The following is an 18,491-nucleotide window of genomic DNA, read 5'->3' on the forward strand; positions in this document are numbered from 1 at the left end:
AAGGCTGAGCGCGTTCGCCCCCCTGGGTCAAGCGGCCGGCGGCCTACTCGTCGGCGTTCAGCCGTCCGCGCAGTTCCTTGCCGCTCTTGAAGAACGGCACATGCTTGGCGCGCACATCGACGGTCTCGCCGGTGCGGGGGTTGCGGCCGGCGCGGGCCGGGCGCGAGCGCACCGACAGGGCGCCGAAGCCGCGGAGCTCCACGCGGCCGCCCTCTTCGAGCGCTCCGATCATGCGTTCGAGAATGACGCCGACGACCCGCTCGACATCCTTTTGGGTCAGGTGCGGATTCTCGTTCGCGAGCCTGGCGATGAGTTCGGACTTGATCATCGATATCCCCGACGCGGCAAGGCGGTCCTGGGGAGGCAGGACCCGACGCGCGTGCGACCTTTGCCCAAGCAAGCCTGAGTCTTCAAGGGGAAAGCTTGCCTAACCGGGGCTTTTGAGTCGACCGGACGACCGCGCATGGCCCTCTCAAAGCCCCTTCGGCGCCCGGACGATCTTGGCTTCCGCAGCGGCGCTGCGCAGTTGTCGATTGGTCTCCTCGGCCGCCGCGTACGGGATTTCGCGGACCTGGCTGGCGGCCGTTCGCTCGAAGCGCGCGACGCCGCCGGACAGTACGCTGGCCTGAACGTTTCTCGCGCCGCCGATCATCGCCTCGCCGTTCGGCCCCTTGACGCTGAACCCCGCCCCGGCCTTCGGCAGGACGATTTCGAACACGCCCCGGGAGGCGGTCGGGTAGGCCACGGCGTAGGGCGCGTCGCTGTCCGGCCCTGGCTCGCGACGCGGCAGGGCCTTGACCTGGCCCTCCCCCGTGCCGGGAACATGGAACTCGCGCACGCCCAGATCGTCGTTGGGTCGCCAGTCCAGGGTCGCCTCCCCCGTCAGGGTCACGGTCATCGACCCATCGTCGGCGCGCGCCCAGTCCACGGTCTTGAAATCGATCCAGCTGAGGCTGGTGGAGAAGCCCTGCTTGAGCGCGCGTTCGACATCGGCGCGGCTGGCCGTCTCGGTCATCCGTCCGATCGCCCGAGCGGGATCGCCGCGCAAGGTCGTGGTCATTCGCGTTGGGGCAGGCGCATCCAGCCCGGCCGACGCGTCGATGTGAAGGACAACGTCGCTGTCAGGGATCGTCAGCGGCGGCTGCTCGATTTCGACCAAGCCGGCGCCGCCCGCCCGGATCGGCAGGCCCCAGCGATAGCCTGGCGGGCGCAGGGTCTGGAGCCCGCCCCGATCCCCGGTGCGCGTGCCGTCCAGCCAGTAGTCGGCGCCGTCGATATGGGCGCGCACCAGGACGTGGTTGAACTGGGCGGCGCTGGGCACGCGGAGATTCAGGCCGTCGCCGCCCGCGGTGGCCACCAGCACCGGCTCGGCCTGGACGCCCAGCTCGCGCAGCAGAGCCAACAGCAGGGCCGTCTTGGCCTTGCAGTCGCCAAATCGTCGCGACCAGGTCTGGTCGGCCGGCGTCGGGCGATAGCCGCCGTCGCCCATGCCCATGAACAGGTAGCGGGTCTTTTCCTCGACCAGCTGGAGGGCGGCGAAGGCCCGGACCTTGGGATCCGGGCTGGCGGCGGCGATCGTCGCCGCCTCGCCCTTCAACGGCGAGTCTGTCGCCAGGGTCGAGGCCTCGGTGAACAGCGGCGCCATGCGCGCCGAGATCTCGTTCCAGTCGAGAAAGGTCGAGGCTTCCAACTGACCCACCCGCTGGAAGCGGGCCGGCGCGCCGATCGGCGGCTTCGGCGCGGTGACGTTGGAGACGTCGACCAACAGCTGGTGGGTCTTGCCGACCGTCGAGACCCTGGGCTCCGGAAAGCCCGCGGTCGCCTTCCACGTCATGGCGACGCCGTCGGGCCACAACAGCCGCACACGATAACGCGCCGCGACGCCCGCCCAGCCCATGCGCTCGGAATCGTTGCTGCGGCCGCCGAACAGGGGCTCGTTGTGCTGCAGGCTGTAGGACCAGTCGACGACGTCGCCGACCTGCAGGTCGTTGAGCTGGATGCTGGCGGTCATGCGCCCGTCCAGCATGGCCCGCTCCATGTTCTTCTCGCGCCGCAGGACCAGGACGTCCTTGCCGCCCTTGAGCAGATCGATCGTCTGGCCGTTCCGGACGATGGCCAGAGCGTGCAGGACAAGCCGCTCGCGCACCGGATCCCAGGTCATGGACCGCGAACCCGAACCCGCCAGGCCCTCGGGCTTGGCGATCCGAACGACCCGGCGGTTGTAATAGGTGATGCCTTCGGCGTCGGCGAAGGCCTGGTTGTCGTTCAGCAGCGTCTGGACGGCGGGGGGCGGCTGGCCGTCGTCGGGCGCGCCGGGGATCGGTGCGGGCTGCACCCACGCGGCGGGCGGCGCGTAGGTCGGCTTGTCGTCGGCCCAGGCCAGGCTCGCGCCGAACGCGCTCCACGCCAGGATCGCGACCGCGACCTTCCAGGATTTCAGCACGAGACGCCCCCAAAGCCACATGGCGCACGCGCGCCAAACACAACCTCAGGCAGTCGTAGCAAGCTTCCAGGCAAAAGAAAACGGCGGCCGGATCGCTCCGGCCGCCGCTCTTTTCGTCTTCGCGATCAGGCGAAGGCTTAGTCCTTGGTGGCCCGCTCGCGCAGGGCCGCGCCCAGGATGTCGCCCAGCGAAGCGCCGGAGTCCGACGAGCCGAACTGCTCGATGGCTTCCTTCTCTTCGGCCATTTCCAGCGACTTGATCGACATCGAGACGCGGCGAGCCGCCTTGTCGATGTTGGTGATCTGAGCGTCGACGCGGTCACCCACGGCGAAGCGCTCGGGGCGCTGTTCCTGACGGTCGCGCGACAGATCCGACTTGCGGATGAAGGCGGTCATCAGGGCGTCGTCTTCGCCGAAGCGGACTTCGATGCCGCCGGTGGTGACTTCGGTCACGGTCACGGTGACCGTCTGGCCCTTGCGGTAGGTGTCGCCCGACATCGGATCGCCGCCCAGCTGCTTGATGCCCAGCGAGATGCGTTCCTTCTCGACGTCGACGTCCAGGACCTTGGCCTTGACGATGTCGCCCTTCTTGTAGCGCGACATGGCTTCTTCGCCCGACGCGCTCCAGTCGATGTCCGACAGGTGCACCATGCCGTCGATGTCGTTGTCGAGGCCGATGAACAGACCAAACTCGGTCGCGTTCTTGACTTCGCCTTCGACGGTCGAGCCGACCGGATGGGTTTCGAGGAACGAATCCCACGGGTTGGCCAGGGCCTGCTTCAGGCCCAGCGAAACGCGGCGCTTGGACGGATCGACGTCCAGCACGACCACGTCGACTTCTTGCGAGGTCGAGACGATCTTGCCGGGGTGGACGTTCTTCTTGGTCCAGGACATTTCGCTGACGTGCACCAGGCCTTCAACGCCGGCTTCCAGCTCAACGAACGCGCCGTAGTCGGTGATGTTGGTGATGCGGCCGGTGAACTTGGCGCCGACCGGGTACTTGGCTTCGACGCCGTCCCAGGGATCCGACTGCAGCTGCTTCATGCCGAGGCTGATGCGCTGGGTGTCCGGGTTGATCTTGACGATCTGGACCTTCACGGTGTCGCCCACGGCGAGCACTTGGCTCGGGTGGTTGACGCGCTTCCAGCTCATGTCGGTGACGTGCAGCAGGCCGTCGATGCCGCCCAGGTCCACGAACGCGCCGTAGTCGGTGATGTTCTTGACCACGCCTTCGCGGATTTCACCCTCTTGCAGCTGCGACACCAGTTCGGTGCGCTGCTCGGCGCGGGCTTCTTCCAGGATGGCGCGACGCGAGACGACGATGTTGCCGCGCGGACGGTCCATCTTGAGGATGGCGAAGGGCTGTTCCTTGCCCATCAGCGGGCCGACGTCGCGCACCGGGCGGATGTCGACCTGCGAGCCGGGCAGGAAGGCCGAGGCGCCGCCCAGGTCGACGGTGAAGCCGCCCTTGACGCGACCGACGATGGCGCCGAGCACGGGCTCGTTCTTGGCGTAGACGCCTTCCAGACGGGTCCAGGCTTCTTCGCGCTTGGCCTTTTCGCGGCTGATGACCGCTTCGCCCAGGGCGTTTTCCAGGCGTTCCAGGAAGACTTCGACCGAGTCGCCGACCTTGATGGTGGGCTTGCCGGTTTCGTCGACGCCGAATTCCTTCTGCGGCACGCGGCCTTCGGTCTTCAGACCGACGTCGATGATCGCGAAGTCCTTCTCGATCCCGACAACGATGCCCTTGACGACGGTGCCTTCCTGGAAGTCGCGGCCGCCCATGGAATCGTTCAGCAGCGCTTCGAAATCGTCGCGCGTCGGGTTGAAGCTCATATCGTCAGCCATGCTGATGTTTAGTCTCGTGTTGAGGGAAGCCCTGCGATGAGCGCCGCCGAATGACGGTTCTCGGGATTCCGGGTGATGTGGGTTTTTGATGCGATCCACCGCGTCCTGAGCGGCGGCGAGGCGGGCGGTGGATTAGCCCTTGGGGTTTCCCCACCGGGCGCGCGCCGTCTCGACGATGCGGCGGGCCGCATCGAAGGCCTGGTCTATAGTCATTTCCGACGTATCAAGCAAGACCGCGTCTGGCGCCTGGGTCATCGGAGCCGAGGCTCGGCCGCCGTCTCGTTCGTCGCGCTTGCGGATGTCGGCCAGGATTTCCTCGAAGGTCACGGCCTCGCCCTGGCCCAGCAGCTGCTTCCAGCGGCGGTCGGCGCGGACCTCGGGGCTGGCGGTGACGAACAGCTTGGCCGGCGCTTCGGGGGCGATGACCGTGCCGATGTCGCGACCGTCGATCACGCTGCCCGGCTCGCGCAGGGCGAAATCGCGTTGCAGGTCGAACAGAGCCGCGCGGACGCCCGGATGCACCGCCACGCGGCTGGCGGCCTCGCCGGCCTGGCGGGTGCGGACCTCGGCCTTTTCCAGTTCGGCCAGGTCGAGCCCGCGTGCCGCGTCCTCGGCCGCGGCCGCGTCGTCCAGGTCGCCGGCGGCGTCCAGCAGACGCACGCCCACCGCGCGATAGAGCAGGCCGGTGTCGAGCATCGGATAGTCGTAGAGCTTGGCCAGACGGCTGGCGACCGTGCCCTTGCCCGAGGCGGCGGGACCGTCGACGGCGATGACGAAGGCCATGCTCAGGCTTCCTCGATCGTCCCGCCAAGGCCACGCATCATCTCGGCAAAGCCGGGAAAGCTGGTGGCGATCATGCCGGGCTCGTCGATCGACACCGGCGACTGGGCGGCCATGCCGAGGATCAGGTGGCTCATGGCGATCCGGTGATCGCCGTGCGTCTCGACCATGGCCCCGCCGCGCGGCGGCTGGCCGGTCCCGCGGACGATGAAGCCCTCCGGCTCCTCCTCGACGTCGACGCCGCAGGCTTCCAGGCCGGCGGCGGTCAGGGCGATGCGGTCGCTTTCCTTAACCCGCATCTCGCCGACGCCGCGCATGATCGTCTCGCCCGTGGCGAAGGCGGCGGCGATGGCCAGGATCGGATATTCGTCGATCATCGCCGGGGCGCGTTCGGGCGGCACGACGACGCCCTTCATGTTCGGCGAGTGGCGGGCGGTGATGTCGCCGACCTGCTCGCCGCTCGACTCGCGAACATTCGAGATGACGAGGTCCGCGCCCATCTCCCGCAGCGTCGTGAACAGGCCGGTGCGCAGCTCGTTGAGCATCACGCCCTCGACCGTCACTTCCGAGCCGGGGACGATCAGGCCGGCCACCAGCGGGAAGGCCGCCGACGACGGGTCGCCCGGCACGGACACATGGGTCCCGGTCAGCTTCTGGCCGGCCGGCAGGCGGATATGACGCACACCGCCCTTGTCCTCGACCAGCACCTCGGCCCCGAAGGCCCGCAGCATGCGTTCGGTGTGGTCGCGGGTGGCTTCGGGCTCGATCACCTCGACCCCGCCCTCGGCATGCAGGCCGGCCAGCAGCACGGCTGACTTCACCTGGGCCGAGGCCATCGGCAGCCTGTAGGACAGGCCGCGCAGGTTGCCGCCCTTCAGGGTCAGCGGCAGGCGGCCCTTGTCGCGGCCCAGCCAGGTGGCGCCCATCCGGGCCAGGGGGTCCAGCACCCGGCCCATCGGTCGGCCGCGCAGCGAGCTGTCGCCGGTGAAGGTGGCGCAGAGCGCGAAGCCCGCCGCCGCGCCCATGATCAGCCGCACGCCAGTGCCGGCGTTGCCGCAATCGACGACGTCCGACGGCTCGGCGAAGCCGCCATGGCCCTCGATCCGCCAGCGGCCGACGCCTTCCTGTTCGACCCGGGCGCCGAAGCTGCGCATGGCCTGGGCGGTCGCCAGCACGTCGGCGCCCTCCAGCAAACCCTCGACCGTGGTGGTCCCCGAAGCCAGGGCGCCGAGGATCATCGAGCGGTGCGAAATCGACTTGTCGCCGGGGGCCCGAACGGTTCCCCGCAAGGCCCCGCCGGGCGTGCTCTTCAGTCCAGCCGCCGCCATGCCGTCACCGGCCTCCGTATCATGTGCTTTTCGCGAGGGGATTGCTTTTGACAGCGGCCCCTCGTCATGGCAAGTGACCGGCCGCTTTTCCCATCTGGATCAAAGGGTCGCCAACTTGGCCAATCCCGAATTGGGCGCAAAACAAATTTGCCCCAACTGCCAATCGAAATTCTATGACCTGGGCCGCCGCCCGGCCGTTTGCCCCAAGTGCGGGGAGACGTTTGATCCGGAAGAGGCGCTGAAGTCGCGCCGCGTCCGGGCTCGCGCCGTCACGCCGGACTACGACGCCGAGGACGAGAAGCCCGCCCCCGCTCCCAAGGAGGAGGATGGCTTCGAGGACGAGGTCGATGAGACCCCGGAAATCGACGAGGTCGCCGAGGAAGTCGTCGAAGCCGACGACGACGACACCGACCCGACCGTCGCCCCGGCCCCGGCCGCCGACGACCTGGGCGTCGACTTCTCGGAAGACGAAGACCTGGCCGAGGACGAAGCCGACGACGTTCCGTTCCTCGAGGACGAAGACGACGAGGACGTCCTGGACGACGAAATCGAAGGCCTGCCGGGCGCGGACGACGACGACTAAGCTCGTCCGCACCCGTCTCGTTTCCTTGGGGAAATTCTGAAGAACAACGGTTCGAAAAATTTTCCGAAAAAAGTTCGCCGGGAGGGTTGATCCAAAAATCCTCCCGGCATAGGTTCCGCGCCTCTTCGGGGGCCACCCACTCGGAACCACTGGAGAGACTAGGGAATACCAACGCTTCCCACCGGGAAACTTGGGAAAACCTTGGGGCTATAGCTCAGCTGGTAGAGCGCTTGAATGGCATTCAAGAGGTCAGCGGTTCGACTCCGCTTAGCTCCACCAAGACGGCCGCTTCCCTAAAGGGAGCGGCCGTTTCCATATCCGGCGCCCGGCTCGGCGGCGCCGCTCCCCCTCACACCCCCCAAAGCCTGCGCGCCTCGTCGGCGACGACGTCCGGATATTCTTCCGGCCAGAACAGCTTGGCCTTGGGCAGGCGGCGCACGCCGCGCGAGCTCGGCAGCAAGCGGTCCAGATAGTCCGGGCTCTCCTTGGCGAAGATGTCGTCGGCCATGCCCCAGACGATGCGGACGGGGACCTTGCACCGGCGCAGGGCCGCCTCGATCCCGGCCAGGGGATTGGGGTCCAGGCCCAGGGTGTAGGCGTTGACCAGGGCCTTGCTGGCCGAGCTCGCGACCAGCGGGCCGAAATACATCGCGATCGCCGCGTCGGTGGGTTGGCTGGGATCGGAAAAGCACATGCCGCCGAAACCCTGCGGCGAGCGCGCCAACTCGGGGTCCTTGAACCAGGGGACCAGCCATTGGTCCGGATAGGTCCCCTCGCGGGCCAGAGCCAGCACCGGCTGCAGGGCCGGCGGCGGGCTGTCGGGCTCGACGTCACAATTGGTCAGCAGCAGGGTGCGCACCCTTTCCGGAAAGCGGGTGACGAAGATCTGAGCCACCGCCCCGCCGCTGTCGTTGGCGACCAGATCGACCGAGGCGATCCCCAGCCTGTCGAGGAACGCCGCCAGCATGTCGGCCTGGTCGGACGGCGTCACGCCCTGGCCCCCGGCCACGCGGGTGAAGCCCAGGCCCAGGGAGTCCGGGGCGATGCAACGACGATGCGACGCCAGGCGGTCGAACGCCCCGCGCCACTGGAAGCCGTTCAAGGGGAAACCGTGCAGGAACAGGGCGACCGGGCCGGCGCCGCGCTCGACATAGGCGATGTCGCCAAACCGGGTCGGCAGGTAGCGGCGGGCCGCGTTCCAGGCGCGCGCGGCGCTCGCGTCGTCCTCGGCGCGGGGCAAGCCTCCGTCCGCGCGAGCCGCGCCGGCGGCGGCCAGGGCCGCCAAGCCCGCGGAAGCGGTCAGGAACTGTCGTCTTTGCATGGGTCCGATCCTCATGGGGGGGGCGGAAGCCCCGATGAGCCGGAGGAGTAGGATCGCCGGATCACCGGCTCCATGACCTGCAAGGTTATGGCGATCATGCCCGACGCGGTTAGTGTCACGCCATGAACACGATGACCTCGCCGCCGCCTCGGGGCGTTCCCGCCGTCGCCGACCATCCGTTGGGCGACCTGCTGCGCCAGTGGCGCAGCGCCCGCCGCATGAGCCAGATGGACCTGGCGCTGGAGGCCGGGATCTCGACCCGCCACCTCAGCTATGTCGAGACCGGCAAGGCGCGACCCAGCCGCGAGCTGGTCGCCTTGCTGGCCGGGGCGCTGGACATGCCGATGCGCGACCGCAACGCCCTGCTGGTGGTGGCCGGCTACGCGCCGGGCTACCGCGAGACCGCCCTGACCGATCCGCAGATGGCCCTGATGCGGCGGGCCATCGAGTTCATCCTGGCCCAGCAGGAGCCCTATCCCGCCTTCGTGGTGAACCGCCACTGGGACGTACTGATGGCCAACAAGGGCCTGCTCAGGGTGTTCGACTGGCTGCGCGACGGGGTCCAGCCGCACGGCAATATCATGCGCCAGGTCTTCGACCCCGCCGACATGCGGCCTTTCGTCGAGAACTGGGAAGAGGTGGCCGGCGACCTGATCCGTCACCTGCATCACGAGGCCGCCACCGACAGGACCTCCCGCGCCCTGCTGGACGAGGTGTTGGCCTATCCGGACGTACCGGCGCGCTGGGAACGGCGTGAGCTGGGCGCCACGCCCCTGCCGCTGATGACCGTCACCTTCCGCAAGGGCGACCAGCGCCTGACCTTCTTCTCGACCCTGACCACGTTCGGAACCTCGCGCGACATCACGCTGGAGGAGCTGCGGGTGGAGTGCATGTTCCCCGCCGACGACGAGACAGCGGCGTTCTGCAAGGCGTTGGCGGAAAAGGTCGCCTGACCGCAATACAACCTCTGGCGCCAAACTTGCTGCGGGGACCGCGAGCATGAAGGGCGACACCATGGACATCGGCGCGAGCGGCATCCAACGCGAAAGCCGCATCACGACCCTGAAATCGCTGGATCTAGGCGGCATGGCCATGCTGGCCGCCGTCAAGGGCCAGGCGTTCAAGGCTTTCGACGCCGACCAGGACGGCAAGGTTTCGGCGCAGGAGATCGCCAAGCTCGGCAATAACGACCCGGACAAGCTTGCCGACAAGCAGGCCCTGGTCTCGGCTTTCGACAGGAATGGCGACGGCGCGCTGGACACCAGCGAATTCGGCGCCTCCAGGCTGCTGGACGGCAAGAACCTGCAGACCCTGCTGGGCGTACAGGACGAGGCGGGCATGGCCAACTGGCTGATCGCTCGGGCCGACACCGACGGCGACGGGACCTTGTCCGCCGACGAATATGCGGGCGTGGCCTCGCCCACCATCCGCTCGGGCCGGACCGTGGACGGCAAGAGCGTCTGGGACCCGGTCGAAGACGTCAACGTCCAGCATTTCGGCTGGACCGACGCCGACAAGGACGGGCAGCTATCGGCGGAAGAGCTGGCGACCAAACTCAAGGCCGCGCCGCAACTCATCCGGCTCGCCGACACCAGCCAGGCGGCCGGCGTCCTGTCCACGCGCGGCGACAGCGATGGCGACGGCGCCCTGTCGGCCGACGAACTGACGGCGGCGGTCAAGGCCCAGAACCTCGACCCGAGCGACGTCGGCGACCTGATGCGATCGGCCGACCGCGACGGGGACGCGAAGCTCTCCGCCGGCGAACTGCAAGCGGCCGCCAGACGCCACCCGCTGCTTTTCATGCGCGACCAGATCAGCGGCGCGCCCGTCCCGCCCTCGAGCGGCGAGATGCTGCTGAGCCGGCTCCTGCACTCGACCATGCGCGGCCTGAGCGACCAGATGGTCTCGGAACTGGGCGGCGCCCTGAACCGGACGGCCTAAGGCATTTTCGAGCGAAGTGGATACCGGTTCGCGTGAAGAAAATGCGTTGGAACCAAAAACCTGGAGCCCCGGCCTGATGCAATCAGGTCGGGAAACGCTCTAGGCGCCCCGGGCCACGAACCAGCCGTTGCGGAAGCCCTGGTCGGCCTTGCCGTAGGTGAAGGCCTCGCCCTCCGGCGTCGTGAAGCGGCCGCCCGCGGCGACGAGGATGGCGTGGCCGGCGGCGGTGTCCCACTCCATGGTCGGCCCGTGGCGCGGATAGATGTCGGCCGCGCCCTCGGCGATGCGCACCAGCTTGATCGAGCTGTCCATCGGGGCGCGCAGGGAAAAGCCGTACTGGGCCGCCAGTTCGGTCGCCCGTTCTTCCTTCATCGTGTGGCTGACCAGGGCCAGGGCCTGGCCTTCGGGCCAGGTCCGCGCCTGGACCCGGGTCTCAACGCCGCCGGGACCCTCGCGCTTGAGCACGCCTTCGGCGCTGGTGAACCAGACCTCGCCGGTCGCCGGGGCGCAGATGGCGCCGGCCACCGGAACGCCGTCGTCGATCAGGCCGATATTGACCGTGAAGTTGGGATCGCCGCGCACGAAGGCCTTGGTCCCGTCGACCGGGTCGACCAGAAAGAAGCGCGGGCCGATGGCGTCGGGCGTTCCGAACTCGCAGGCGTGCTCCTCGGAGATCGCCGGGATCTCCGGGAAGCGCTCGGCCAGCCGGGCCAGGATCAGGCGCTCTCCGGCCCGGTCGGCCTCGGTGACCGGGCTCTCGTCGGCCTTGCGGACGACATCCAGCTCGGTGCGCCAGAACGGCAGGATGACCTCGGCGGCCGCCTCGACGATCGTCGCCAGCTCGCGGCCGTAGTCCGCCAGGTTCGTATGGGCCATTCAGCTTCCTCGGGGGTCGTCGCCGACGAACACCAGGGCGACGCGCGTGGCGTCGACCGTCTGCTTGCCGGCGTCTTCGAAATTGACGGTCACGCGATGGCCGATCACCGACTGCACCTGGCCCAGGCCCCAGTCGGGCTGGTCGGGATGGCGCACGAGGACGCCCGGCTCGAGAAACGGATCCATGACGCGCTCCTGATAGGCCGCCAGCAGCGTTTGCCAAAGTCCCAAATCACGCCAAAGATCGCGCCATGACCGATGAAGCCGCATCCGCGCCGCAGGCCGCCGCGCCCGAATTGAACGCCCCAAGGGTCGATATCGGAGGTCCGGACTTCGCCGCCCTCCTGGCCGCGCGCCTCTGCCACGACTTCATCAGCCCGGCCAGCGCCATCGTCTCGGGCCTGGACCTGCTGGAGGATCCCTCCGCCCAGGACATGCGCGAGGACGCCATGAGCCTGATCTCGTCCAGCGCCCGCAAGCTGGCCGACCTGCTGCAGTTCACTCGGGTGGCGTTCGGCGCCTCCGCCTCGGCCGAGAACTTCGATTCCCGCGAGCTGGAAAAGCTGGCCCAGGGCGTGTTCGCCCACGTGCGCCCCACCCTGGACTGGGCGATCCCGCCCTCGACCATGAACAAGGCCACCGCCCGCGCCATCCTCAACATCGCCCAGATCGCCGCCAGCGCCCTGCCGGCCGGCGGTAAGGCGACCCTGCGGGCCGTGGTCGCGGACGACCGGGTGGCGATCACCGCTCACGCCGCGGGCCCCCGCGCCCGCCTGCGGCCGGAAGTGCTGGCGGGCCTGAAAGGCGAAGCCCTCGCCGAAGGCCTGGGCGGTCCCTGGGTGCAGGCGGCCTATCTGAACGCCCTGGTGCGCGCGGCCGGCGGCCAGGTCGGGGTCGAACTGGGCGAGGACCAGGTCACCCTCGCCGCCTGGGTCCCCGCCTGAGCCCTTCCGAGCGATAAAACCTAAGATCGTCATCGCCGTCACCGGTCCTTAACACCCTCGGCCGCAAGCTGAGGGGATTGGATTGGAGCGTGCCGTGAAGACCTGTCTCGTCGTTGACGACAGCCGGGTGATCCGCAAAGTCGCCCGGCGCGTCCTGGAAGACATAGGCTTCGAGATCGCCGAAGCCGCCGACGGCGTGGAAGCCCTGGCCTGGTGCCGTGCGGCGATGCCCGACGCCGTGCTCCTGGACTGGAACATGCCGGTCATGAACGGGATCGAGTTCCTGCGCCATCTGCGCCAGGAGCCGGGCGGCCAGGGGCCGACCGTGGTCTTCTGCACCGTCGAGAACAGGATCGAGGCCATCCGCGAGGCGCTGGACGCCGGGGCGGACGAGTACATCATGAAGCCGTTCGACGGCGACATCATCGCGGCGAAGTTCGCCGAGGCGGGCCTGCTGTGACGCCCGAGGATATGGACCTGCTGGCCGCCCTGGCCCGGCAGCGCGCCGGTCTGCGGATCGAGAGCGACAAGGCCTATCTGGTCGAGAGCCGGCTCAACCCGCTGGCCCGCCGCGAAGGCTTCGAGTCGATCGAGGTGATGATCGCTGCCCTGCGCGCCGATCGCGACGACCGGTTGATCTGGGCCGTGGTCGAGGCCCTGACCCAGAATGAGACCGCCTTCTTCCGCGACCGCGAGGTCTTCGCCCACCTGCGCGACGACCTGCTGCCGGGCCTGTCCAGGCAAGGGCGCGACCGGCCGATCCGCATCTGGAGCGCGGCTTGCTCGACCGGCCAGGAGGTCTATTCCCTGGCGATGACCGCCGCCGAGGCGCGCGACATCGCGCCGGGCGCCCGGTTCGAATTCTTCGGTTCGGACCTGTCGGACCGCTGCCTGGAAAAGGCCCAGAGCGGCCTCTACACCCAGTTCGAGGTCCAGCGCGGTCTGCCGATCCGCCTGCTCGTCAAGCACTTCGAGAACCAGGACGAGATGTGGGCGATCACCCCGCGCATCCGCCAGGCGGTGCGCTGGCGGCGGATCAACCTGCTGGCCGACCTGTCCTCGATGGGCAAGTTCGACGTCATCCTGCTGCGCAACGTCCTGCCAGGCCTGGACCCGGCCGTGCACGGCCGGGTGATCGAGAGCCTTGCCGCCCGCCTGGAAGACGACGGCGTGCTGCTGGTCGGCAGCGGAGAATCGCTGGAGGGCGTCACCAACGCCGTGCAGGCGATCGCCGGACCCTCGGGCCTTTTCGCCCGCGCCGCGGCCTGACCCGGAGATCGCCTCAGGCCTCGACCGCGCCCGGCTTCAGGCCATGCTCGCGCCACAAGGCCAGCATCCGCGCCCAGGGCGTCGCCGGCTCGCGCTCAGGCAGCGCCCTGACCAGCTTGCGATAGAGGGTCTGGACCGATCCGGGCGCCGTCAGCGCCGCCGAAAGGTCCAGGGCCTCGATCATCGCCACGGCCTCCCTGCGGTAATCAATGAGCGGGCCGCCGGCATGCGGCGGGGGCGTGCGGCAGTCGCTGAAGTCCAGCTTCACGCCGGTCAGCACCTGGATCGCCGTGGCCATGGTCCGGGCGTATTCAGGGTCGCCGCCCAGGCGGTCGACATCGATGACCAGGTCGGCGCGCGGCAGGGCCGCCACGTAGGACAGCACATAGACCGCCAGAAAGGCGGCGAACGACACTCGGGCGGGCGCCCGCTTCAGCCGCTTGCGCACCGCCCGGATGCGGTCGCCAAGCTCGCCCTTCCCCGCCGTCAGGCCCAACCGCCGGGCGCCGGCTTCGCCGCAGGCCGCCTCGGACAGGATCACGTATTGGCAGAGCTCGAAATAGGTCGGCCGGGGCCGCTTGCGCAGCGAATAGAACGATCGCCATTGCTGCACCGGATCGCGGATCAGCACGATATGGGTGCCGCCGAACCGCCGCCGCAGCCAGCCGATCCGGCCCAGCGTGCGGCAGCAGGCCAGCACCGGGGTGCGATCCTGGCGCCGCGCTTCCGCGATCAGCGTCTCGACATAGACGGCCTGGCCAGGATCCTCCCGGCCGGGCGGCAGGAAATAGTCGTCCAACGCCAGGCGAGCCTCGAAGTCGCGGACGCCGCCGTCCGGCCGTAGCAGGCCGGCGAACTCGGAGAGATAAGGCAGGCCCTCGTTCGGATGGCGCAGGCCGCTGGTGGCCGGCCGTTCGTGCTCGATCCGCTCGGGCGTCAGCCAGGCCAGCTGTTCGTGCCAGGGTTCGTAATAGGCCATCACCTCGGGGACAGCGCGGAAGCGGTGCCAGACATAGGTGCTGGAGCACCGCCAGCCGCTATGGACGAAGATCGGCGCGGAAGAAGGACGCGGCAATTGAAGATCACACCCATGGGAAAAACGACCACAGGCTGGCGCGTCAGCTTGGCTGGCGGATATCGGTCAAGGTTGAACTGGAACCGGATTTGTAACCGGCCCGTCATGGGCGAGGGCGATTGTCACGAAACGCGGCCGGGCGTTGCCGCTTCGGCTTTGAATTGCATCTTGGAAATGTCGCCTCGGAGGGATCTGAGGAACGCGACTTGCCGCAAAAAAACCCGCCGATCCAGGATCAGCGGGCTCGTTCACGGCCCGGTCGCCCGGGCCCAGTTTTCCGTCGAGGACTACTTGGCGTCCTTGGCGGTGTCGCTGACGGCTTGACCCGCCGACGAGACGTCCTTGCCGGCGCCCTCGACCGTGTTGCAGGCGGCGACGGTGAGGCTGGCGGCGATCGCGGCCAGAATGATGAGCTTGCGCATGGGTCTTCTCCGGTGATCGCCCGAATGGGCGTCCAATGTGTTGCCCCACTTGAACGTGGGCCTCCCGGCTAGGTTCCGGTGGCGGCGGGCTCGGCCGGCGGCGCCTCCGGGGTCGGGAACACCAGCCGCACCAGCAGGCCGCCGGCCGGCGAGGTGTCGAACAGCAGCTTGCCGCGCAGCTGCCGGGCGAAGGCCGTCATCAGGGTTCGGCCCACGCCCTCGACCGGCCCCATGGGCGCTCCAGGGCCATCGTCGCCGATCGCCAGCTCGGCCTCTTCGCCCCGTACGAAGAAGTCCACCGTCAGCGTGCCGCCGCGTTCGGCCAGGGCGTGCTTCTGGGCGTTGGTGATGGCCTCGACCGCGAACAGGGCCAGGGGCGCCAGGCGGTCCGGGTCGATGACCAGCGGGTCGGCATGGACCTCGGTGCGGATCGCGCCGCCGGTCGACATGTCCCCGGCCAGCAGCAGGGCCGTCAGCTCCTCCAGGAACGGCCGCAGGTCCACGCGCTTGAGGTCGGGCCCCTGGTAGAGCGCCCGGTAGATCTGGGCCAGGGCGGTGATCCGCTGGCGGGTGTCGTTCAGGGCGGTGCGGGCGGCGGGGTCGGTCAGCGCACGCTGCTGCATGTTCAGCAGGCTCGAGATGATCTGCAGGTTGTTCTTCACCCGGTGGTGGATCTCGCGCATCAGCGCGTCCTTCTCATCCAGGCTGTCGCGCAGCGAGGCGTCGCGGGCGACGATGCCGGCCGCCATGTCGTCGAGGGTGGCGGCCAGTTCGCGGATCTCCGGCGGCGCGCGCTCGGCCTGCAGGGGACGCACGGTGAACCGGCCCCGGGCGTAGATGGCCGCGACCCGGCGCAGATAGACGATCCAGCGGATCACCGCCTGCTCGGTGGCGTAGAGCACGGCCGCCAGGGCCAGGACGAAGGCCAGCAGCGGCGCCAGCAGGCGCAGCATCGGGTTCAGCCAGGCCCACGAGGCCAGGCCAGGCGCCTTGGCCGACAGGATGACGAACACCTCCTGCCCGACCAGCGGCGCGGCCGAGAAGTCCCGCGGGCGGTCGTCGGCGTCGCGCCCCGACCACAGGGCCGAGCCGCTCTTGAGGGTCTGGTCCCGCCAGGCGGTGGACGGACTTCCGAACGCCCGCGGGTTGGTGGCCGCGAAGACATGGCCTTCAGAGTCGGCCAGGGCCACCTCGGCCCCGCCCGGCAGGTAGCGGTTGGCGGTCTCCGGCTGGATCGTCGACAGGGTCAGCACGGCGGCCATGGCCCCGTCGAACCGGCCGTCGCGCTTCTCGGCCCGGACGGCGGTCAGCACGGCGGGTTCGTCGGCATAGGAGACGCCCGGAATGCTGGCCACCACCATGTGCGATCCGGTGGCCAGGCGCTGGAACCACCGCCGGTTGGCGCGGGTGGCGTCCGGCGGCGTGGTGGCGGCGGCGCACGACACGCGACCGTAGGCGTCGAAGCGGATCAGGTTGGCGTAGCCCGGCAGGCGCTGCTTCACCGTGTCCAGGCGCTGGGTGCACTCCAGCCCGACCGACCCAGGCCCCAGGGTCTGGAGGAGGACGCCGGCGGCTTCGATGCGGGCCCGGGCGATCGCGGCGCTGCGGCCGGCCGCCAGCTCCAGGCTCTGGCGGCGCGAATCGGCCTCGGCCTTGAAGGCGAAGACCGATTGCAGCACGCCCAGGATCAGGACCGGCAAGAGCGCGAGGAACAACGCGCCGGCCAGCCGGACCCGGATGGATCCGACCGTCCCGACTCCTCGCCTGAGGAGGGGCTTCACCGCAGGGTGCTCAGTCTCTCCGCGTCGGCCAGGATGGCGTACATGGCGTCGCCGGCGGCGGCGCCGTCGCGGTCATAGGCGCCGGCCTCGAGAATCGCCTGCAGGGCTCGCCGCGCCCGGCTGACCCGGCTCTTCACCGTGCCCACCGCGCAGCCGCAGATCTCGGCGGCTTCCTCGTAGGCGAAGCCGCCCGCCCCGACCAGGATCAGGGCCTCGCGCTGTTCCGGCGGCAGCATGGCCAGGCTGAGCCGCAGCTCGTCCAGGGCCACCGGCGCCTCGGGATCGTCGACCGCCACCAGGGTGCGTTCGGCAGCCTCCTGGTCGAGCTGGCTCTGGCGCCAGGACCGGCGCTTCTCGGAATAGAACTGGTTGCGCAGGATCATGAAGGTCCAGGCCTTCATGTTGGTGCCCAGCTGGAAGCTGGCGCGGGCGTCCCAGGCCTTCATCATGGCGTCCTGCGCCAGATCGTCAGCCGCGGTGGGGTCGCCGGTCAGGGTGCGGGCGAAGGCGCGCAGATGCGGAATGAGCGTGACGAGTTCCTTCTTGAAGGCCCCGTCACGGGCCGGATCGAAGGGGGACCGGCCGACTTGCGCTTCGCTCATGCTCAACGCTCTCCCGAAGGCGTCTCGGCCTTGCGCAGGATGTCCAGAAACTCGTCGGGCACAGGCTCGTTGACGACCTCGTCGAACATCTGGCGAAGCTTGACGCCGATAGCCTGCTGACGGAGCCGCGCTTCGTCGAGCGCGGCCGTCCCTTTGCGGTGATCTTCCATGGGTACGTGTTCGATCATGTCCTCGACGCCGACGAGACGCGGCGCCCGCCCCCTTTGGCCGAATGAGTGTACGCCGGATGACAACGTCGGATTCCCTATGGGGTTCCACAAGCTTGAGCATATGATGGCAAAATTGTCGTCGCTTCGAAACCCGTTATGGAACCGGTGTCTGAGGGTTGCGTTTATGTTCGGATGGCCGAACGGCGTAGCTTCACCACACCGCAGGCTTTTTTGTATCCGAAGACACTCACACGGGAGGGGTCATGAGTCTTCTTGCCCGGCTGGCGCCGCACTTGCCTTATGTTCGTCGCTATGCCCGCGCGCTGACCGGCGACCAGACCACTGGCGACCACTATGTGCGCGTCGCGCTCGAGGCCCTGGCGGCCGGCGAGCGGTCGCTGGACGCCAACCTGTCGCCCCGGGTCGCGCTCTATCGCGTGTTCCACGCCATCTGGCTGTCCTCGGGCGCCCAGTTGGAAGCGCGCCGCGACGACCTGACCGGCGCGGCCGACGACGCCTCGCAGCGGCTGATGCGGATCGCCCCGCGCTCGCGTCAGGCCTTCCTGCTCACCGCCCTGGAAGGCTTCACCCCCACCGAGGCCTCGCAGATCCTGGATTGCGACTTCGCCGAGGTCGAACGGCTGATCGCCGAGGCCCAGAGCGAGATCGACGCCGAACTGGCCACCGAGGTCCTGATCATCGAGGACGAACCGGTGATCGCCGCCGACATCGAGGCCCTGGTCAAGGAACTGGGCCACGACGTGATCGACATCGCCGCCACGCGCGGCGAGGCGGTCGACGCCGTCACCCGGCGCACGCCCGGCCTGGTGCTGGCCGACATCCAGCTGGCCGACGGCTCGTCGGGCATCGACGCGGTCAAGGACATCCTGGCCCGTCTCGACGTGCCGGTGATCTTCATCACGGCCTTCCCCGAGCGCCTGCTGACCGGCGAGCGCCCGGAGCCGACCTTCCTGATCACCAAGCCCTTCCAGCCGGAGACGGTGAAGGCGGCGATCGGCCAGGCGCTGTTCTTCCACCCGCGCCGGACGCAAAAGGCGGCCTGATACCGGCTGCTCGTCCGGGTCAGACCCCGAAACGATCAAGGCCCC

Annotated in this window: 20 protein-coding genes and 1 tRNA gene; 8 read left to right on the plus strand and 13 right to left on the minus strand. The window is 68.9% G+C overall.

The annotated features are described in order from the left end of the window. Positions 1-43 precede the first annotated feature (43 nt). From ACSQ2G_RS06840 to aroA, 5 genes are all read right to left on the minus strand, one after another. A complete protein-coding gene (locus tag ACSQ2G_RS06840) occupies positions 44-328 on the minus strand; it encodes an integration host factor subunit beta (RefSeq protein WP_007676040.1) in 285 nt (94 codons plus the stop codon). Between the two features lie 144 nt (positions 329-472). Next, entirely contained in the window at positions 473-2,443 is a 1,971-nt protein-coding gene (locus ACSQ2G_RS06845; protein WP_436029415.1) for a DUF3857 domain-containing protein, read from the minus strand. 137 nt (positions 2,444-2,580) lie between these two features. Beyond that, a complete protein-coding gene (rpsA, locus tag ACSQ2G_RS06850) occupies positions 2,581-4,290 on the minus strand; it encodes a 30S ribosomal protein S1 (protein WP_436029417.1) in 1,710 nt (569 codons plus the stop codon). Positions 4,291-4,422: 132 nt separating this feature from the next. After that, positions 4,423-5,073, minus strand: a complete 651-nt coding sequence (cmk, locus tag ACSQ2G_RS06855; protein WP_436029419.1) for a (d)CMP kinase — start codon at positions 5,071-5,073, stop codon at positions 4,423-4,425. A 2-nt stretch (positions 5,074-5,075) separates the two neighbouring features. Continuing rightward, entirely contained in the window at positions 5,076-6,398 is a 1,323-nt protein-coding gene (aroA, locus tag ACSQ2G_RS06860) for a 3-phosphoshikimate 1-carboxyvinyltransferase (RefSeq protein WP_436029421.1), read from the minus strand. Between the two features lie 115 nt (positions 6,399-6,513). Between aroA and ACSQ2G_RS06865 the strand changes: the two genes are divergently transcribed. Both ACSQ2G_RS06865 and ACSQ2G_RS06870 read left to right on the plus strand, forming a co-directional pair. Then, positions 6,514-6,981 carry a TIGR02300 family protein gene (locus tag ACSQ2G_RS06865; protein ID WP_436029423.1) on the plus strand — a complete coding sequence of 156 codons (468 nt, stop codon included), beginning with the start codon at positions 6,514-6,516 and terminating at the stop codon, positions 6,979-6,981. Positions 6,982-7,184: 203 nt separating this feature from the next. Continuing rightward, positions 7,185-7,260: transfer RNA gene (locus ACSQ2G_RS06870), tRNA-Ala, on the plus strand. A 70-nt stretch (positions 7,261-7,330) separates the two neighbouring features. Here ACSQ2G_RS06870 and ACSQ2G_RS06875 read toward each other — a convergent pair. Next, positions 7,331-8,302, minus strand: coding sequence for an alpha/beta fold hydrolase (locus tag ACSQ2G_RS06875; RefSeq protein WP_436029425.1), 972 nt, complete (start codon positions 8,300-8,302; stop codon positions 7,331-7,333). 122 nt (positions 8,303-8,424) lie between these two features. Between ACSQ2G_RS06875 and ACSQ2G_RS06880 the strand changes: the two genes are divergently transcribed. Continuing rightward, complete coding sequence (locus ACSQ2G_RS06880) at positions 8,425-9,255, plus strand: helix-turn-helix domain-containing protein (RefSeq protein ID WP_436029427.1); 831 nt, start codon at positions 8,425-8,427, stop codon at positions 9,253-9,255. Positions 9,256-9,301: 46 nt separating this feature from the next. Then, a complete protein-coding gene (locus tag ACSQ2G_RS06885; protein WP_436029429.1) occupies positions 9,302-10,243 on the plus strand; it encodes an EF-hand domain-containing protein in 942 nt (313 codons plus the stop codon). 99 nt (positions 10,244-10,342) lie between these two features. Here ACSQ2G_RS06885 and cysQ read toward each other — a convergent pair whose 3' ends face one another. Together cysQ and ACSQ2G_RS06895 are read right to left on the minus strand one after the other, a co-directional pair. Next, entirely contained in the window at positions 10,343-11,119 is a 777-nt protein-coding gene (cysQ, locus tag ACSQ2G_RS06890; RefSeq protein WP_436029430.1) for a 3'(2'),5'-bisphosphate nucleotidase CysQ, read from the minus strand. Then, a complete protein-coding gene (locus ACSQ2G_RS06895; RefSeq protein ID WP_028040112.1) occupies positions 11,120-11,305 on the minus strand; it encodes a DUF3553 domain-containing protein in 186 nt (61 codons plus the stop codon). 65 nt (positions 11,306-11,370) lie between these two features. Between ACSQ2G_RS06895 and chpT the strand changes: the two genes are divergently transcribed. The 3 genes from chpT to ACSQ2G_RS06910 all read left to right on the plus strand — a co-directional run bounded on the left by chpT (position 11,371) and on the right by ACSQ2G_RS06910 (position 13,332). After that, positions 11,371-12,063: a histidine phosphotransferase ChpT gene (gene chpT, locus ACSQ2G_RS06900; RefSeq protein ID WP_436029431.1), complete on the plus strand. Its 693-nt coding sequence runs from the start codon at positions 11,371-11,373 to the stop codon at positions 12,061-12,063. Between the two features lie 82 nt (positions 12,064-12,145). Continuing rightward, positions 12,146-12,523: a response regulator gene (locus tag ACSQ2G_RS06905; protein WP_165916747.1), complete on the plus strand. Its 378-nt coding sequence runs from the start codon at positions 12,146-12,148 to the stop codon at positions 12,521-12,523. After that, positions 12,520-13,332, plus strand: a complete 813-nt coding sequence (locus tag ACSQ2G_RS06910; protein ID WP_310080089.1) for a CheR family methyltransferase — start codon at positions 12,520-12,522, stop codon at positions 13,330-13,332. The genes ACSQ2G_RS06905 and ACSQ2G_RS06910 overlap by 4 nt, the downstream gene beginning before the upstream one ends. A gap of 13 nt (positions 13,333-13,345) precedes the next feature. On the opposite strand, the gene ACSQ2G_RS06915 is transcribed toward ACSQ2G_RS06910, so the two are convergent. The 5 genes from ACSQ2G_RS06915 to nepR all read right to left on the minus strand — a co-directional run bounded on the left by ACSQ2G_RS06915 (position 13,346) and on the right by nepR (position 17,400). Beyond that, positions 13,346-14,407, minus strand: a complete 1,062-nt coding sequence (locus ACSQ2G_RS06915) for a hypothetical protein (RefSeq protein ID WP_436029433.1) — start codon at positions 14,405-14,407, stop codon at positions 13,346-13,348. 287 nt (positions 14,408-14,694) lie between these two features. Then, the gene (locus tag ACSQ2G_RS06920; RefSeq protein WP_028040107.1) at positions 14,695-14,829 is read right to left on the minus strand and encodes an entericidin A/B family lipoprotein; all 135 of its coding nucleotides are present in this window, start codon (positions 14,827-14,829) and stop codon (positions 14,695-14,697) included. 68 nt (positions 14,830-14,897) lie between these two features. Then, positions 14,898-16,610, minus strand: a complete 1,713-nt coding sequence (phyK, locus tag ACSQ2G_RS06925) for a sensor histidine kinase PhyK (protein ID WP_436029435.1) — start codon at positions 16,608-16,610, stop codon at positions 14,898-14,900. Next, positions 16,607-17,212 carry a sigma-70 family RNA polymerase sigma factor gene (locus ACSQ2G_RS06930; RefSeq protein WP_310080094.1) on the minus strand — a complete coding sequence of 202 codons (606 nt, stop codon included), beginning with the start codon at positions 17,210-17,212 and terminating at the stop codon, positions 16,607-16,609. Before ACSQ2G_RS06930 ends, phyK begins: the two co-directional genes overlap by 4 nt. A gap of 2 nt (positions 17,213-17,214) precedes the next feature. Further along, positions 17,215-17,400, minus strand: a complete 186-nt coding sequence (gene nepR / locus ACSQ2G_RS06935) for an anti-sigma T factor NepR (RefSeq protein WP_310080096.1) — start codon at positions 17,398-17,400, stop codon at positions 17,215-17,217. 245 nt (positions 17,401-17,645) lie between these two features. Between nepR and phyR the strand changes: the two genes are divergently transcribed. After that, entirely contained in the window at positions 17,646-18,446 is an 801-nt protein-coding gene (gene phyR, locus ACSQ2G_RS06940) for an anti-anti sigma factor/receiver protein PhyR (RefSeq protein WP_436029438.1), read from the plus strand. Positions 18,447-18,491: the final 45 nt, after the last annotated feature.

Origin of the sequence: Caulobacter sp. LjRoot300, assembly GCF_964253875.1 — a bacterium.
Classification (GTDB): Bacteria; Pseudomonadota; Alphaproteobacteria; order Caulobacterales; family Caulobacteraceae; genus Caulobacter.

Bases quoted from the DNA above. Each gene is read 5' to 3' on its own strand.
- cysQ (WP_436029430.1), bottom strand. From the start codon at position 11,119: ATGGCCCATACGAACCTGGCGGACTACGGCCGCGAGCTGGCGACGATC.
- chpT (WP_436029431.1), top strand. From the start codon at position 11,371: ATGACCGATGAAGCCGCATCCGCGCCGCAGGCCGCCGCGCCCGAATTG.
- aroA (WP_436029421.1), bottom strand. From the start codon at position 6,398: ATGGCGGCGGCTGGACTGAAGAGCACGCCCGGCGGGGCCTTGCGGGGA.
- ACSQ2G_RS06920 (WP_028040107.1), bottom strand. From the start codon at position 14,829: ATGCGCAAGCTCATCATTCTGGCCGCGATCGCCGCCAGCCTCACCGTC.
- phyR (WP_436029438.1), top strand. From the start codon at position 17,646: ATGAGTCTTCTTGCCCGGCTGGCGCCGCACTTGCCTTATGTTCGTCGC.
- cmk (WP_436029419.1), bottom strand. From the start codon at position 5,073: ATGGCCTTCGTCATCGCCGTCGACGGTCCCGCCGCCTCGGGCAAGGGC.
- ACSQ2G_RS06885 (WP_436029429.1), top strand. From the start codon at position 9,302: ATGAAGGGCGACACCATGGACATCGGCGCGAGCGGCATCCAACGCGAA.
- ACSQ2G_RS06895 (WP_028040112.1), bottom strand. From the start codon at position 11,305: ATGGATCCGTTTCTCGAGCCGGGCGTCCTCGTGCGCCATCCCGACCAG.
- ACSQ2G_RS06840 (WP_007676040.1), bottom strand. From the start codon at position 328: ATGATCAAGTCCGAACTCATCGCCAGGCTCGCGAACGAGAATCCGCAC.
- nepR (WP_310080096.1), bottom strand. From the start codon at position 17,400: ATGATCGAACACGTACCCATGGAAGATCACCGCAAAGGGACGGCCGCG.
- ACSQ2G_RS06930 (WP_310080094.1), bottom strand. From the start codon at position 17,212: ATGAGCGAAGCGCAAGTCGGCCGGTCCCCCTTCGATCCGGCCCGTGAC.
- ACSQ2G_RS06875 (WP_436029425.1), bottom strand. From the start codon at position 8,302: ATGCAAAGACGACAGTTCCTGACCGCTTCCGCGGGCTTGGCGGCCCTG.
- ACSQ2G_RS06880 (WP_436029427.1), top strand. From the start codon at position 8,425: ATGAACACGATGACCTCGCCGCCGCCTCGGGGCGTTCCCGCCGTCGCC.
- rpsA (WP_436029417.1), bottom strand. From the start codon at position 4,290: ATGGCTGACGATATGAGCTTCAACCCGACGCGCGACGATTTCGAAGCG.